At 72.5% G+C, this 15,984-nt stretch carries 8 protein-coding genes; 4 read left to right on the top strand and 4 right to left on the bottom strand.

Annotation, left to right across the window (positions count from 1 at the left end):
• The first annotated feature begins 6 nt into the window (after nt 1-6).
• Both ACVW2K_RS13310 and ACVW2K_RS13305 read left to right on the top strand, forming a co-directional pair.
• Nucleotides 7-1,854, top strand: a complete 1,848-nt coding sequence (locus ACVW2K_RS13310; protein WP_457202811.1) for a hypothetical protein — start codon at nt 7-9, stop codon at nt 1,852-1,854.
• On the top strand, nt 1,830-2,675 hold the full coding sequence (locus tag ACVW2K_RS13305; RefSeq protein ID WP_457202810.1) for a phospholipase D-like domain-containing protein: 846 nt from the start codon (nt 1,830-1,832) through the stop codon (nt 2,673-2,675). Before ACVW2K_RS13310 ends, ACVW2K_RS13305 begins: the two co-directional genes overlap by 25 nt.
• A 95-nt stretch (nt 2,676-2,770) precedes the next feature.
• Here the strand turns inward: ACVW2K_RS13305 and ACVW2K_RS13300 are convergent, their stop codons facing one another.
• The 4 genes from ACVW2K_RS13300 to ACVW2K_RS13285 all read right to left on the bottom strand — a co-directional run bounded on the left by ACVW2K_RS13300 (nt 2,771) and on the right by ACVW2K_RS13285 (nt 14,573).
• On the bottom strand, nt 2,771-5,014 hold the full coding sequence (locus ACVW2K_RS13300) for an MBL fold metallo-hydrolase (protein WP_457202809.1): 2,244 nt from the start codon (nt 5,012-5,014) through the stop codon (nt 2,771-2,773).
• Nucleotides 5,011-11,616 carry a hypothetical protein gene (locus ACVW2K_RS13295; protein ID WP_457202808.1) on the bottom strand — a complete coding sequence of 2,202 codons (6,606 nt, stop codon included), beginning with the start codon at nt 11,614-11,616 and terminating at the stop codon, nt 5,011-5,013. Before ACVW2K_RS13295 ends, ACVW2K_RS13300 begins: the two co-directional genes overlap by 4 nt.
• Nucleotides 11,617-12,405: 789 nt before the next feature.
• Entirely contained in the window at nt 12,406-13,848 is a 1,443-nt protein-coding gene (locus ACVW2K_RS13290; protein WP_457202807.1) for an ATP-binding protein, read from the bottom strand.
• Nucleotides 13,845-14,573, bottom strand: coding sequence for a response regulator transcription factor (locus ACVW2K_RS13285; protein ID WP_457202806.1), 729 nt, complete (start codon nt 14,571-14,573; stop codon nt 13,845-13,847). Before ACVW2K_RS13285 ends, ACVW2K_RS13290 begins: the two co-directional genes overlap by 4 nt.
• A 186-nt stretch (nt 14,574-14,759) precedes the next feature.
• Here ACVW2K_RS13285 and ACVW2K_RS13280 point away from each other — a divergent pair, with 186 nt between their 5' ends.
• On the top strand, nt 14,760-15,080 hold the full coding sequence (locus ACVW2K_RS13280) for a PepSY domain-containing protein (RefSeq protein WP_051548962.1): 321 nt from the start codon (nt 14,760-14,762) through the stop codon (nt 15,078-15,080).
• A gap of 143 nt (nt 15,081-15,223) precedes the next feature.
• Complete coding sequence (locus ACVW2K_RS13275; protein ID WP_155992001.1) at nt 15,224-15,970, top strand: hypothetical protein; 747 nt, start codon at nt 15,224-15,226, stop codon at nt 15,968-15,970.
• Nucleotides 15,971-15,984: the final 14 nt, after the last annotated feature.

The raw sequence follows: 15,984 nt of genomic DNA, 5'->3' as shown, positions 1-15,984 counted from the left end.
GTCACGATGACCACCAAGGAACTGCGCCGCTCCAACGTCCAGGCGCTGTGGCGGCACCTGCCCGACCAGCCGTACAACTGGGGCACCGAGGCGTCGGTGCTGGGCCGCTCGCCCCGGCACACCACCCAGCTCGACATCCCCGAGGGCTGGGTCGCCGGGCAGCTGCGCCGCCTCGTCGAACCGTTCGCGTCCGCGGTCTCCGGGATCCCCGGCGCCGGCCGCGAGCTCGACCTGATCGACGCCGGCGCGTTCCAGCTCGTCCAGGCCGAGGACCTGCAGGCCGAACGGTTCCCGAACACGTTCCTGTGTCAGCGCTGCAGCCGCTTCCGGGGCGTGCAGGTCGGCGACAGCGCCCCCACGTGCCCCGAGCACGGCACCATGCGGCAGCACTCGTTCGCCGAGGTCCACCAGTGCGGCCACCTCGCCGAGCTCCGCGCGCCGCGGTGCGGCAGCGGGTGCAACGCGCCGATGCGGCTGATGAACACCGCCGCGTTCAACACGTGGCGCTGGTACTGGCAGTGCTCACGCTGCCAGGCGCGGGCGAGCGCACCGATCACCCGCTGGTGCCCGACGTGCGCACGCGGGACCGTGCGGATCAGCCGGGTCCCGCAGACGTCGGCCTACTACCCCCAGCAGGTCACGGTGCTGAACCCGCCGACCCGGGACACCTACGCTGCCCTGGCCCACGAGAACGTGCACCCGGCCGCGGTCGCCCAGGCCCTCGGCGTACTGTCGGCGGGGCTGGACGCGCTGCGACGGGCCGGGCAGCCCGACGCGGCCGACGCGATCGCGCAGGTAGAGGCGACCGCTGCGCTGCTCGGGTGGAAGCCGGGTGACGCCCTGTACGACCAGGCGATGGCCGATGCGCGCGCCAAGGCGGGCTCCGCGCCGGCGTGGCGCGCCGAGGTCGACGCGCTGGGCCTGACCCCCGAACGGCTCGACGCGCTCGGCGAGGAGTGCCGGCAGCTGTCGCTGATCGCCGACGCTGCCTCGCTGTCGGTCGACGACCTGGCCGCTGCCGCGGCCGGCACCAGCCTCGAGCCGCTCTACGACGAGTACCGTCCCCTGTTCGACACCTACGGGCTCGCCGACGTCACCCTGCTCCGCCAGCTGCCAGTCGCGTTCGTCGTTGCCGGGTACACCCGCGAGTCCAGCGCCGCCTGGGCCACCGACCGGCGCGGCGTGCAGACCCCGACCCAGTTCCGGTTCTTCCCGCCGAACTCCACGGGCCGGTTCCCGATGTACGGCGTCCGCACCGAGACCGAGGGGCTGCTGGTCCAGCTCGACCCGCTGCGGGTCGTGACCTGGCTGGTCGACTCCGGTGTCGTGGCCGACCCGGGCGTGTCCACGGCCGCCGCGGCCCGCCGATGGCTGTTCACGGCCATGGACCCGGTCACCAGCATCTTCGAGGCGCCGGCGAACCCGGTCAGCGCCGCCGTGCTCGGCCTGACGCACTCGGTTTCGCACCGGATGATGAAGGCGCTCGCGGCCCGGTGCGGCCTGAACGTCGACTCGCTCGCGGAGTACCTGCTGCCGTCGAACGCGGCGGTGCTGATCTACGCGAACACCCGCAGCGAGTTCATCCTCGGCGGCCTCGAGCACGTGTTCCGCTACGACCTGCCCGACGCGCTCACCGAGCTCGACGCGGAGTCGCGGTGCGTGTTCGACCCGCCGTGCCGGCACGCGTTCGGCGGGGCCTGCGCCGCGTGCCTGCACGTCTCGGAGGTCGCCTGCTGCCGGTTCAACACGGTCCTGGACCGCAACCTGCTGTTCGGGTCGCTGCCTGACCCGGCCGCCGGCGGACCGAGCGGCGTCGGGGGTGGGATCACGTGGCGCCCGTTCTGGACGCCCTGAGGCCACTGGTCTCCCTGCTCGGCCAGGCCCCCGACCCCGGGCAGCTCGCCGACCGGCTGCACCAGCTGGCGGACGGTGGGACGACCGGGCAGGAACTGGTGGCCGAGCTCACGGCCGCGGTGACCGACGCCCGGCTGGCGGCACCGACATTGCGGTTCGCCGGCGTCCTCGACGACTCCGGCGCCGTGACCGAGGCGGCGCCGGTCCGTCTCGCGCAGGCGCAGGTCCTCATCGAGGCGGCCGACCGGGTGTGGGCGCCGGGCTGGGAGCTGGTGTTGACGGTGCCCGGGTTCCTGCGCGGCGCGTTCGGCCAGCTGCAGACGGACCTGAGCGGTGGCCGCGGCCCGCGGGAGACGTCGGTGGCGCTGGCGGAGGTCGCGGCCGCTGCGCAGCAACGGCTGGTCGTCGCGGCCCCGTTCCTGCACACGGGGTTCGTGGCCAGGCTGGTCCCGGCGGTCGAGCGGGTGCTCTCCGGCGGCGGCCAGGTAGTCGTGATCACGCGGGCGCTGTCGGTGACCGGTCCGGTCCGGTCGAGCGCGAACGAGGCGGCAGTCGCGGTGCTGCGCGCGGCCGGACACCGGGCCGGTCACCCGGTCGTGGTCCGGTCGTGGGAGGAAGGCGCGCTGGGCATCCACTTCAAGGTGGTCGTCGCCGATGACACGGTCGCCTACCTGGGGTCGGCGAACCTGACCCCGGCCGGAGCCGGCGCGCACGCCGAGGTCGGTGCGCTGGTCCGCGGCGACCAGGTCGGAGTGTTGGGCGCGTGGCTAGATCTGGTCGCCGACGAGCTCGGCCGACGCCGACTGCCGGCATCCACGTGACCCCTCCCCGCCCGCCATCGCCCGGCGGGTCGGGGACCCGGGCGTGAGCAAGCCGTACGCCAAGCCCGGTTCGAAGTGTTCCGTACGCCTTGCCGTCAGCGGCCCGGCTGCCAGACCGTTCCCGGGTTGACCATCCGCTGACCGCGCTTGAGCATCCGGCCGGCGAGCTGCTGCCGGGCGGCGACCTCGCCGTGCACGAGCATCAGCTGGTGGGCCCGGGCCTCACTGGCCATGGTGACCAACTCGTTGGCGTTCGCGTGCGCGCCGAGGTGGAACTGCTCGACCCGCGCGAGGACGTCGACCTCTTCCGACCCGGTGTCACGCACCGGCAGCGTGAACTTGCCGCCACCGCGCTCGGCGACCCGCAGTAGCGACTTCCCGGGCGACTCGGAGTCCTGGTAGCCGACCAGGAGCACCGAGGAGTCCCGGTCAGGAAGGACGCGGCGGGCCCACTCGACGGCCGGCCCCTGGTTGAGCATCCCCGAGGTCGCGATCACCACGCCGCTGCGCAGCCGCAGCTTCTCGTCGATGGTCCGGCCGCGCTCGATCCGACGCACGTTGCCGCCGAAGACCGACAGCGGCTCACCGTTGGGGCCGCGATGCTTCTCGTAGATGTCGGACACGTCGCGGGCCAGGCCGTCGACGAGCACGTCGACGTCGGGCAGGTACTCCGCGCAGATCAGCGCGATCTCCTGGGCGCGGCCCAGCGCGAACGACGGGACGAGCGCGACCCCGCCCCGCTCGACGGTCAGCTGCACCTCCTTGACGAACTCGCCGATGATCTTGCTGCGCGACTCGGTCGGCTTGCGGTCGTCGCCGTAGGTCGACTCCAGCAGCATCAGGTCCGCGGCCCGGCCGCTGTCGGGCAGGACGAACCCGCCGACGCTCTTCTGTCCGGGCCGGGACACGTCGCCGCTGACCACGACCCGCTGTTCGCCGGCCGTCACGATCGCGCCGGCGGCACCGACGATGTGGCCGGCCGGGAACAGCTCGACAGTCAACGCGCCGACGGCGACGGTGCGGCCCAGGGTGACGTCACGCAGCTGCCGGACGGCGACGTCGACGTCGGCATCGGAGTACGGCGGGAGCGGCTTGCCCCGCCATCTGGGGCCCTCGGTGCGCCGCTTGAGGACGCGCGCGGAGTCGTTCCACATGGTGGCGGCCAGGTCGCATGTCGCGAGGGTCGCGATGACCGGGACGTCGGGCTGGCGGGCCACCACGGCCGGCACCCAGCCGATGTGGTCGTTGTGGGCGTGGGTCAGCACGATCGCGTCAAGTCGCCCCTCCAGGGCGCGAGCGATGTGCGGCGGCGCCATCGTGGTCTCGTCGTCACCGGAGGGACGGGCCCCGCAGTCGACGAGGATGCGGGTCCCGCCGCCGGTGATGAGCACGCAGGAGCCGCCGACCTCGTCGCCGCCACCGAGCACGTCGACGGTCAGGGTCAGGTCGGTGGCCGACTGCAGCCGGGTCGGGTGGGCGATCTCCTCGAGCAGTGCCGGGAGCCAGCTGATGACCTGGGCGCGCAGGTCGGCGTCCATGACGTCGGCGAGGGCGGCCTCGGCGGCCCGGCGCAGCGTCGCCTCCTGGGGGCTGGCGGCGTCCACGGCCGGCGTGTCGGAGGTGGGGCGGATGACCTGTCGGCCGATGACAGCCGGCGCGGCATCGACCGGTGCGGGACGCAGCGCGTCCCGGAACCGGTCGGCGGCGCGGGGCAGGTCGGTCAGCGACAGGCGAAGCGCCGCGAGCTGCTGCTCGGTAGCGGCGAGCTGCCCTTGGACGTCCTCGAGGTCGTCGGCAGCGCTCTGGACCTGGTCACGGGCGACGCTCAGGTGCTTTGCGGTCTCGTCGCGTTGGGCGCGGGCGCGGTCCCGTTCGCGGCGGGCGTCGTCGAGGAGCTCCCGCTCGCGCGCCTGCCGCTTCTCCTCGCTGCTCGGCCCGGCCGAGCGTCGCGCCTGCCGTCGTTCGCGCTTGCGCTCCACGCGGGCCTCGTCGAGCATGACCCGGACCCGGTCCGTGGCCTGCCGGGCGGCATCCGGATCCCGGCCGGTCAGGGCGGCGGCGACTGACGCCGCAGGGCCGTCAGCTCCACCGGCTCCGTCGTTGCGGGCGCACTGCGCGGCGGTGACCTGCCGAAGCGCCGGGTAGTCGGCCAGGGCGGTCAGGACGGTGCGGGCGGCGGTCGTGGTCACCACGTCACCGAGGTCGGCACCAGGGCGCGACCCGAGTACCCGGAATGCGGTGTGCAGCACGTGCGCGACCGGCGCGGGCAGCACGGCGGCGACAGGGGTGTCTGCCCAGTCGTCGGCCACGGCGGGCGCCGGAGGCGGGGGCGCGTTCATCGGACACCCACCGCGGCGACGGCATCCGTGACGGCGCGGGCCAGGACCGGCTCGGCCGACACCTGGGCGTTCTCCGGGTCCGAGACGAGCATGCCGCACAGCTGCAGGACCGTCAGCACGTCGGCCATCCCCGTGAACCCGACCGCCGCGGCCCGCGCCGCCAGCCCGCCGTCCTCGCCGATCGTGTCGGCGAGCTCGCCCAGGTCCGCACCGGACCCGCTGGTCCATTCGGCAACGGCGGCGAACGCGTCGGCGAGCACCGCCGCGACGTCGGGCTGGTCGTTCGAACGAAGACCGCAGGCAGTGAGGAAGGCGCGCGCGCCGGCCGGCGAGGACAGGTAGTCGGTCAGGTCCGTCAGGCACCGTTCGCTGGACGCGGGGCCGGAGCTCTCGAGGGCTCGTTCGACCAGCAGTGGCCAGCCGGCGGTCGTCTCCGCGAGCGCCTGCAGCTCCTCGGGGGTGTGGAACGGCGCGTCGGCCTCGCCGGCCCACATTCCCAGCCCGGGCGCATCGATCCGGGTCAGCGCGACCAGGTCGTCGGTGCGGGTGACCCAGGCGGGCGCGGACCCGGTGTCGGCGACCACCACGATCGTCAGCGGCGCGGTGGCGGCCGCGTGCGCCTTGGGGCAGGCGGTGAGGACGTCGTCGATCTGGTGCGCGCTGACGTGACGCAGGTCGAGCAGCAGCAGGGTCGCCTTGGTGAGGCGGCCGGCCTGCCCGATCAGGCTGGCACCGGTCGGCGACTTGAGCCGCCGGATGTCGAGGCCCGCGGCCCGTCCTTCCTCGGCGACCTGCTCCAGGCAGTGCGCGGCCCGCTGCACGGCGAGGGCCTCGGTGCCGGCGACCACACGGGTCTGGCCGGGCGCGTCGAGGAGCTTCCCGACCTGCCGGGCGGTCAGCGGCGCCCGGTGGTGACTGTTGCGCATCCGGGCCCGGTACGAGCCGGCGTTGGAGGAGGACGGCAGGGTGAGCCGCTTGTCGGCGTTGAACAGGACCTCGGCGACCTCCTCGGCGGTGCCGAGCAGGCGCAGCACGTACGGGGTCCGCATCCGGTAGCTGCCGTTGTCGAGGGTGAGCAGGCCGAGGTCGCAGCACTCGGTGACCAGGCCGCGCAGATAGTCGATGGGCAGGTCGACGAACCCGGCCGGCCAGTACTGGCGGCACAGGTCGGCGAGCTCGTTGAGACGCAGGCCGAGGTCGACGCCGTTCTCGTAGGCGGCGAGCGCGACCGCGTGCACGATGACCTGGTACCGGTGGTCGAGGTTCAGGGTGAGGATGTACTTCTCCCGGAACTCCGCGGCGAGCTCGGGGTCGTCGAGCACCGTGGCGATGTCGGCGTCGGTGATCTCCTGCGGTGGACCGTCCCCGACCTCACGGCTGGTCAGGTGGGCGATCATGGCCCGTCCGAACAGCTGCAGCAGCGACGGAACGCTGTTGGTGGCCGCCAGGATGCGGGCGGTCTGCACGGTCGGATCGGCGAAGGTGAACCCCATGGCTGCCATCGGCCGGGCGATCAGGTCCTGGGCTGCCTGCGGGCGCAGCGGGCCGACCACGATCGGCTTGCCCATGTGGGCCAGCGGCTGGTTCGACAGCGACTCGAACCGGGAAGTGCGGTGCAGGCCGGTGAACACGAACTTCACCCGGCGGCTCTCGGAGTCCATCAGCCGCTTGCAGGCGCCGACGTTGGCGAACTTGCTGTCCACGGCGTCGGCGGACAGGAAGTGGTCGGCCTCGTCGATGAGCAACAGCAGGGCCCGTTCGGGGTCGGCGTGCAGCCAGGTGTGGATGTCGTGGCTGACCGACGCCGCGGTCGGGCCACCGGCGGTGTCCGGCGGGGTCTCGATGATCCCGGCGCGGCGCAGCTCGGCGTCGAGCACCGGCCACAGCTCCTCGGGTCGGCCGTCGGCGCCGACCTGGGTCACGTCGAGCCACAGTGCCCGCTGGGACCGGATCTTGTTGAACTCGCGTTCGGCGGAGCGGAGCAGGGCCGACTTGCCGAGCTGGCGGCCACCGGAGATGAACGAGGGTCCGTTCAGGTCGATGACCTTCTGCCGCTCCCCCACCCGCCCGTAGAACATCTCCTCGGGGGTGTTGCCGGGCCGGTCGGCGTAGGGGCTGTCGGCCGTGAACGGCAGCGTGGTGAACGCCAGCGTGGTCCGCGAGGGTTCGGCCTGGCAGGCCAGGTAGGCCATCAGCGCGGCATCGACGACGATGGCCGGCGGGCGGGACTGGCCGCGGGCGGCGGTGGCGAGCGCGCGGCGCTGGTCGGCGGTGAGCGCGCCGGGCAGGTACAGCACGAGGACGGATCGGTCCGGCGGTACCTCGCGGAGCCAGTCGATGAGGGTGGTCGGGGTGGTGTCCTTGCCCCAGACCAGCAGGACGCGCAGCGTGTTCGGGCTCGGTCCGCCCATGTCGGAGCCGAGGACGGGCGACATCGCCTTGGCCGGTCCGCCGACACCCCGCAGGGTCGCGAACCGGCGGCCGGCGGGCCGCTCCCGGTCGAGCTCGGCGCCGCCGCTGAACTCCAGGCCCATCACTGCCAGGATCGGCTTGAGGACGGTGCCGAGGTCGACGTCGCTCTTGGGACGCTCGGCGAGCTGGGTCCACGCGCCGAGCGCTCTGCTGCCGACGGATCGGGCGGCGGTGGCCGAGTCGGCGTGCGCCTGGTCGAACAGGTCGGCCACGGCCGTGGTGGGCTCCTGCCCGTTCAGAGTGGCGTGCAGCTCGCGCAGCAGGTCGGGGTGCGCGGCGGCGAGGTCGGGGACTGCGGGGAAGAAGCGGCGCAGGTGCACGTCGTCGTGGCGGCTCTCGGGCAGGGGCGTGCCGGAGGTCAGCTGCTCGAGGAACTCGTACGCCCCTGAGACGTCGCCACGGCTGATGATGTCCAGGAGCGTGTCGCGGTTCTTCGCGACCAGCGGGTCCTCGGTCGCCTTCTGCTCGATGCGGGTGCGGGCCTGCTCGACGAGCACCAGCTTGTTCTCCTCGACGACTGCCTCGACGTGGGCGAGTGCGCGGCGGATGGCGGCGAAGTCACGGCGGTGCGGGTTCCGCAGGCTCTCGACGTCTGCCAGGAGCGCGGACCAGACCGGTTCGGTCAGGGTCTCGTCGCGGCGGCGGCTGTTGACCTGGTCGGTGACCCGGGCGATCTCGGCGGCGACCGCGGGCAGGGTGGCAGCCACGTCTGCGTCGCGGTGGGCGCGGAGCAGGGGCGCGGTCCGGTCAGGGTCGACCTGGGCGAGGTTGGTCACGAGCGCCTCGGTGAGGTCGTGCTCGCCGCGGCCGGCGCGGCGCTCGTACATGGCTTCGTACGTCGGGGCCGGGCTGGCGGCCAGGGCGAGGACGGCAGCCGTCACCTCGTCGCCGGCCTGGTCCGCGCGATCGGTCTCGGGCCCGGTCTTGTCGCCAATCGCTGTCGGGGCGAGTGTGGTGGGGTCCAGGGTGAGGTCGGTGGCCAGCAGTTCTGCGGAGACCGCCCAGGCGGGCGTGGGTTCGCCGCCGCGCGGCGGGTTCCCGGTCGCGGTGGCGAAGGTGGCCACGACCATGCTGGTGACGGCTTCGGCGGCCGCGGCGTCGAGTCGGCCGGCTGCGGTTCCCTTGGCGGCGCCGGCCCGCATCCGGCCGAGCTCGTTGCGGGCCTGGCCGCGCAGGGACTCCAGGGTGCTGCGCAGCTTGTCGAGCGGGCGGCTCGCGCTGGCCGCGCCGTGCAGCCGGGCCTTGTGCTCGCGGATGGCGGTTGCGGCCTCGGCCCAGGTGCTGGCCAGGTCGAGAGCTTCCTCGATGCGCTGGGTCAGCCGCTGCCGGGCGCCGGCCTCGATGCGGCGGTACTTCGAGGACTTGTTGTTGACCTCGGCGAACGTGTCGTCGATGAGTCGGTCGCCGGTGCGGCGAAGGTCGACGATCCGGTCGCGTACCTCCTCGGCACGGGCGGGGTCGTTGGCCACGACGGTGGCGAGGAGGTCGCCGAGGGTGCCGTCGGGGGCCATGAGGTGCTGGTAGACCCAGTTCGCCGGGGCGTACTTCAGCGCGCGGCGCGGCGCGGTTTCCAGCAGGGTGCGGGCTTCGGTGGCCTGGCTGATGGCCGCGGCGGTGGCGTCGGTGACGGCGGAGAGGTCGTCGGAGTGCTCAGGCAGCGCGATCGCTCCGCTGAGGGAGGCCTCGGCGAGCGCCTCGCCGATCTTGCCGAGCGTCGGGTACTGGGCCATGCACGGGGCGAGGTCCCGCAGGACGGCTGCGGCGCCGGTGGCCGGGGCGACGATGGCGACCCGGGCGGCGGCGGCCCAGGCCAGTCGCTGGCCGGCGCGGTCCTCGGCAAGCTCTTCGCGGCCGACGAGGGCCTGGTCGGCGGAGAACGCGGTGGCGAGCGTGCCGGTGGCTGAGGTGATGTGCGCCTGGTAGGCGGCCAGTCGGCGGGCGGCAGCGGCCGACGGGTCGGCGTGGAGGTGGCTGGCGAGGCCGAACCTGCCTTCGGCCAGCAGACGGGCCTCGAGGTCGATGAGCTGGTCATGGTCGATGGCCGGAGTGTCTGGGTGCTCGTCTCGGCCGGTTCCGGTGCCGGTGGTCGAGTCGGCGTCCAGGTCCGCGTTGTCGTGGCCTGCGGGTGCGGGGGTGGGCTCGGCGGGTGTCGGGTCGGGGGCATGGTCGCGGATGCGAAGCGTGCCGGCGTCGGCAGAGCGTAGGAAGTCGTCGATCTCGCTGAGGTCGAGCTCCGTGGGGTCCTCGGCCGTCGTGGGTTCGTCGGCGTCCGTGGGGTCCTCGGCGTCCGTGGGTTCGTCGGCGTCATCGGCGTCCGCGGGGTCCTCGGCGTCCGTGGGTTCGTCGGCGTCATCGGCGTCCGCGGGGTCCTCGGGTGCCTGAGGAATGTTCGGCTGGTCCGCGGCTGTGGGATCCGGGTCGGCCGCGACCCGACCCGAAGCCTCCGGGGTGTCGTCGGCTGCGCCGTCCGTGGGTGCGGAGGTGGAGTGTCCGGCGGTCGGGGCGTCCTCGTCGGTGTCCTCGCCCGCGGAGGTGTCGGAGCCGAGGGCATCGTCGGCCTCGGCCGTGGACTCCTCTACGTCGTCCACGGGCACATCGTCGACGGCCAACGGCTGCTCATCGGGGATCGCGAGTGCGCCGAGCAGCGCGGCGGTCAGTGCGGGCAGCGCTGCGGGTGGGAGCGCGGCACGGGCGGACGACTCGAACGCGGTGATCTGGGTGTAGTCGGGCGCACGACCGGTCCGGGCGGCCGCCGTGGCGCGAGCGATCCGGCCCAGGGCGGTCAGCGCGTCCACGCGCTCGGGGTCCGCGGCTGTGGCGAGCGCCTCCGTGGCGGTGTCCCGGACCGCCGCGACGGCCTCGGCGAGATCGGCAGGGCCGGTGGCCGCGGTCAGCGCCGCCAGGAGCTCGTCGGTCTCGGCGTCCCGGCGCAGGTCCAGGACCGCGGAGTCGATGTCGACCACGGTGGCGGCGACCTGGCGGCGCGACTGAGCGGCCAGCGAGGCCGCGGCCTGGTGGGCGCGCTCGGTGAAGTCGAGCAGCCGACCGACCCTGGGCAGGGTCGGGGCGACCCCGGCGTGCAGGTCCGCGGCGACGTCCGCGGCGAGGGCCGCCGCCTGCTCCCAGTCGAGACTGTCGACGAGGTCGAGGATGGCCTCCACGTCGACGACGGGATCCGATGCTGCGACCGGCGCGGCACCGCTGGTGGCGGTCACCGGTGCGGAGTGGTCCGCGTCGACGACCCCCGTCTCGGGCTGCTGGGCACCCTCGGCGTCAGGAACCGCGGCGTCAGGAACTGCGGCGGCGGGCTCCGGGGCCGGGAGGTCAGGCTCCGGGGCGATTGCGACGTCGTGAGGGGTCTTGGCCGGGGAGCACGGGCCGTCGAGGACGGCGCTGGGCAGGCGGTCCTCGAAGCGGCGTGCCGCGGCCGGCGGGAGTTCGGGGTGGTCGTGGCGCAGCTCCTCGTAGAGGCTCGCGGCAGTCTCCGAGTACCGGGTCAGGAAAGCGAACGCCGGGACGTGGGTCACGCAGTCGACCGCTGCGACGGCCAGGCCGAGGCGCAGCAGTGCGACGGGAACAACCCGCTCGCAGGACTCGGTGTGCCCGAGCAATGCCGGCGACTCCTCGTACAGGTCTTCGAGTTCGGCGTCGTCCGCGCTCAGGAACGTCACCCACTGGTCCGCGTCCAGATGGGCGTGCTCGAACGTCATCAGCAGCGGGGTGAACATGAACGCGAGCAGGTCTTGCGAGGGCCGCGCCTTCAGGCTGGCCAGCAGCGCGCTCGCCATCCCGCGGTTGACTCGAGCTGCCTTGCGCAGCCCCAGAGCCTGCATCACGTGCGTCATCGTCCGTGGCGGCATCTTCTTCAGCAGCTCGAGCAGCGGCTCGACGGTGACCGCGGCGAGCGCATCCCGCATCTCAGCGGCCAGCTTCTCGGGGACCAGGTCCTGCAGGTCCGGCCACTCGTTGGCCGCCTCATGCTCATGCTCGGCGGGGTGCTCGGGGTGGGCGTGGTGCCCGTTCTCGGCCGAGGTGTCCCTCGCCTGGTCCGGTCCGGTTGCGGGCTGGGCGTCGCCCTCGCCGTCGTCTGGCCCGTCAAGCCCTGCCGCGCGTCCGCTGTTCTTGCTCATCTGACCCCCAAGTCGGTGACCGCCGTGCCCCGCAGACTGTAGGCCGCACCTCGGACAGTTGCGAGTGGTTCCCGGCGATCGAGCAGGACGCACTGGGAGTCGCCGGCGACCTGCGCAACCTCCGGCAGCCCGCAGCTGACGATGACCTCGACACGTACGTCGTGACTTCAGCGAGCAAGCGATCCGTGTACCGAAGAGCTGGCCGTCGGACACACGCACATACTCGGAACATCGCCGTCGGCCACACCCGGTGGGGATGCGTTTCCGGCGAGCACGAGTGAGACTCATCGAAGCTCGGCGATAGCGATGCGCTTCCCAGCTTCTAGCGCGACGACATCGAGGATTCCGCTGATCCGCTGACTCTCGAGCGCCGGCATACGAGGGAACGGCAGCCCGGCCCCTCACATGTTCTTGACAACCGTTCGTCGCTTCTCGACGTGCACCGCCCGGGCAAGCACCTCGTCACCAAGACCCTGAAGCACGTCGTGGGCGATTTTCGGAGATCCGGGTGCTGACGACCCCGATCACCTGGTGAGTCGGCCTGGAACTGTTTCCCCGAGTTTCCCCCGAAACGACCGCTCGGAGTTGCTGTTCAGATCGATGTCCCAGCGAGCATTCGCAGGCATAATGTGGGTCTGACCTGCGAAGACGCTGCTGATCCAGCAATCACAAGGAACGGGTTTCGGTGCTACTACGACATCTGACCCCGGCGGCTCAACTGCCGCTGATCTGCATGGACGCGCGGCCCCGCTGAGGACTCCCCCAGGTCTCCCCAGCGGGGCCGGGCCGTCACCGGCCAAGGACTCGGGGCGCGGCTGGGAGGAGGAGCCGCATCGTGGCGCCGCGGTCGGCGGCGATGAGGTCGAGGTGGCCGCCGTTGCGCTCCGCGAGGCCGCGAGCGATGGCAAGGCCGAGTCCGCTTCCGCCGTTGCGGGTGCGTGACGTCTCGGCGCGGTAGAACCGGTCGAAGATGCGGTCCCGGGAGTCGGCCGGCACGCCGGGTCCGTCATCGGCGACCAGCAACCACGCCCAGCGGGTGCACGTGGGCTCCTCGGGAGTTCCGGCCGCCGGACGACGAGCTCGAGGAGGAGGAGCGGGGTCCGCGCCGTCCTCGTGGTCGTCCTCGCAAGCGTCGACGGCGATCACGACTGTGGACCTTGCGTGCGCCACGGCGTTGTCCAGCAGGTTGCGGACCGCCCGGCGGACGTCATCGGCGTTCGCGTACGCCGGCGCGGCCGACACCGCGGAGGTGTCGACCTCTACCCGTCCGTTGACCCGGGCGCGCGCGGCCTCCTCGAGAACGAGGCTGTCGAGATCGATCATGGCGGGCGCCGGGGGTCCGTTGGCGTCCATCGACGCGATCACCAGCAGGTCGCCGACGAGGTGCTCCATGTCCGTCGTGGCGCCGAGCACATCGGCACGGAGCCGACCTGCGTCGATCTCGTTCGGTCCCGCCAGCGCCACCTCGAGTGCGACCCGCTGGGCGGCCAGTGGGCTCTGGAGGTCGTGGGAGACGTCCGCCACGAAGTCCCGCTGCCGCTGGGCCGCGGCGTCGAGCCGTTCCAGCATCGCATTCATCGTCGCGGCCAGTCGTCCGACCTCGTCGTCGACACCATCGCCAGCGACCCGTGTGTGCAGGTTCTCCTCGGAGATCCGATCGACCTCGGCCCGGATCCGGTCCAGCCGTCCGATGACCCGGCCCAGCAGCAGCCAGATGACGACACCGAGGAGAACGACGACCACAGGGATCCCCAGCCAGAGCGACCGCCTCAGCGCTGCGGACGCCTCGGAGACCGTCTCCAGGCTGTCTCCGACATAGACGGTGACGGTGCCCTCCGGGCTGGCGCCGGAGGCGTACCAGAAGCGGTACGTCTCGGTCTCGCTGTCGTCGGGCGCCCGGAACGTGGCGGTCTGGAGAGACGCACCCGGCCGGAGATCGGCTACGGCCGGTCGCCCTTTGATGTTCGGCGACGCTGCCAGCACATGACCGTCGGCGTCGACCACCTGGGCGACGCCGTTGCCGTCGACGTTCCGGAGCGCCCTAGGCAGGTCCCCCGTCGACGCGAGGGTCAGCAGGTCGTTGACTCGCGATCGGGACAGCTGGTCGGAGGCATCGGTCAGCCGGCCCTCCAACGTCGCGACCAACAGCGCAGACCCGAGCGCCAGGAGTGCCGCGAAGGCGAGGGCGCCGAACAAGGTGGCTCGTGCTCGCAGGCTCAGCCGACGCCTCATGCGCTGAGCTCCCCTGGCTCGGCCCGCTCCGGCTTCGCCGGCCCTCGAGGTGCCCGGTCGTCAGTGACCCGGTAGCCGACCAGCCGGACCGTCTGGAGCGAGGTCCGCCCGAACGGTTCGTCGATGCGCTGGCGCAGCTGGCGCACGTACACCTCGACGATGTTCGGGTGCCCGTCGTAGGCGAAGTCCCACACGTGCTCCAGGATCGTCGCCTTCGACTGGACCTGGTCCGGGTGCCGCATCAAGAACTCCAGCAGGGAGAACTGTCGCGGGGTGAGGTCGATGCCGGCCGTACCGCGCCAGACACGGTGGATCGCTGGATCCAGTCGCAGATCGCCGACCTCGAGCACGGTCGGCCGTTCGCGGCTGCCGCGTCGTACCAGCGCCCGCAGCCGCGCGGTGAGCACCATGAACGAGAACGGCTTCGACAAGAAGTCGTCGGCCCCCGCGTCGAGGGCCTTTGCTTCCTGCTCGGGCCCGCTCCTCGCGGTCAGCATCAGGATCGGCGTCCAGTCTCCGGAGTCGCGACGCCGCGCGCACAAGATGTCGCCCGGGACACCGGGCAGCATCAGGTCGACGACCATGGCGTCGTAGGCGTTCTCGGCGGCGAACCACTCGCCATCGGTGCCGGTCGAAGCGACATCGACCGCATACCCTTCGCCCTCCAGACCACGACGCAGCGCCGCCGCGAGCTGCTTGTCGTCCTCGACCACCAAGATCCGCACGCGATCACGATCGCACCCTGCACCTGAACGCGCGCTGACGAGCCGCTGACCGAGCCGGGACCGAGCCGGGTCCACGCCACCGGTTCCCACTCGCCGCGCACGGGCGATTCAGGGTGGCTTCAGCAGCTACGTCGCAGGCTGGAGCCAGGCCGGTGAAGACCCGGGAGGAGTCGGGAAAGGACAGTCATGCGCAAGCGGGTGGTCATCGCCGCCGCAGGAGCTGGGGCGGCACTGGCCGTCACCGCCGGAGGCGTCGCCGTCGCGACGAGCGGGGACGACGGATCCTCCAGCCACCAGTACACCCAGGAGCAGGCGGACGCTGCGACGAGAGCCGCGCTCGAGGCGACCGGCGGAGGGACCGCGAACAGCGTCGAGACCGACAACGAGAACGGCGCGACCTACGAGGTCGAGGTCACCGAGCCCGACGGCACCACCGTCGACGTGCGTCTCGACGAGGAATACAAGGTCGTGGTCATCGAGGGTGACGGCCAACCCCCCGGCAGCTGACTCAACGGCGTGGACGGCGGGCCGCAGAGGACGTTCTACGTCCCTGCTCCTCCCGCGCCGAACCGCCGCGCTCGGCCTCCGGTCGTCCCCGCAGGTCATTCGAGGCAGGCCGCGAACCAGGTTACGAGGCAAGGAGCAGACCCATGAGGACCAGAGTCGCAATCTCGGCGGCAGCCGTGCTGGCCGCCGCAGCGGCGGGAACCGTGGCGACGGTCGCCACCTCCGCCGACGCATCCCACGGCACCCTCGCCGGGTCCACCGCCCGAGCGATGGAGCCGGCGAACTTCCGGCACCCGGCACCGAACAGCTACTTCCCGCTCCGTCCGGGCACGGTGTTCCGCTACCGCGGCCGTGACGGCAGGCAGCACCTCACCGAGAGGGTCGGGGTCACTCACCGTACGAGGATCATCCAGGGCGTTCGCACTCGGGTGCTTTCTGACGTGCTCCGACGCTCCGATGGCAGCGTCGCGGAGAAGACCTCGGACTGGTACGCCGCGGACGACCGTGGCAACGTCTGGTACTTCGGCGAGCGGACCGCGACCTACGACCGGCACGGAGACGTGCAGAGCCGTGAGGGCTCCTGGCAGGCCGGCGTCGCGGGCGCGGTGGCTGGGACGATCATGCCCCGCAGCCCCCGGCCCACCGACGCGTACCGCCAGGAGTTCGAGCGCGGGTCCGCCGAGGACCAAGCCTGGATCGTGCAGCGCGGCTTCGCAGCCGAGGTCGCCTATGGCACCGTGCACCACGTTGTCCGATCCCTGGAATGGAGCCGGCTCGAACCGGGCGTCGTCTCGGTCAAGCTCTACGGCCCCCACCTCGGCGTCATCCGGGAGTCCGACATGGCCGGCGGCGAGGAGAGGTTCCAACTCGTCTCGGTCCGCCGTCCCTGACGCCGGGCCGACCT

The sequence above is a fragment of the Nocardioides sp. HB32 genome (genome assembly GCF_054058995.1).
Note: the sequence above shows the minus strand (reverse complement) of the source record. Positions and strands in the feature narration are given on the sequence as shown.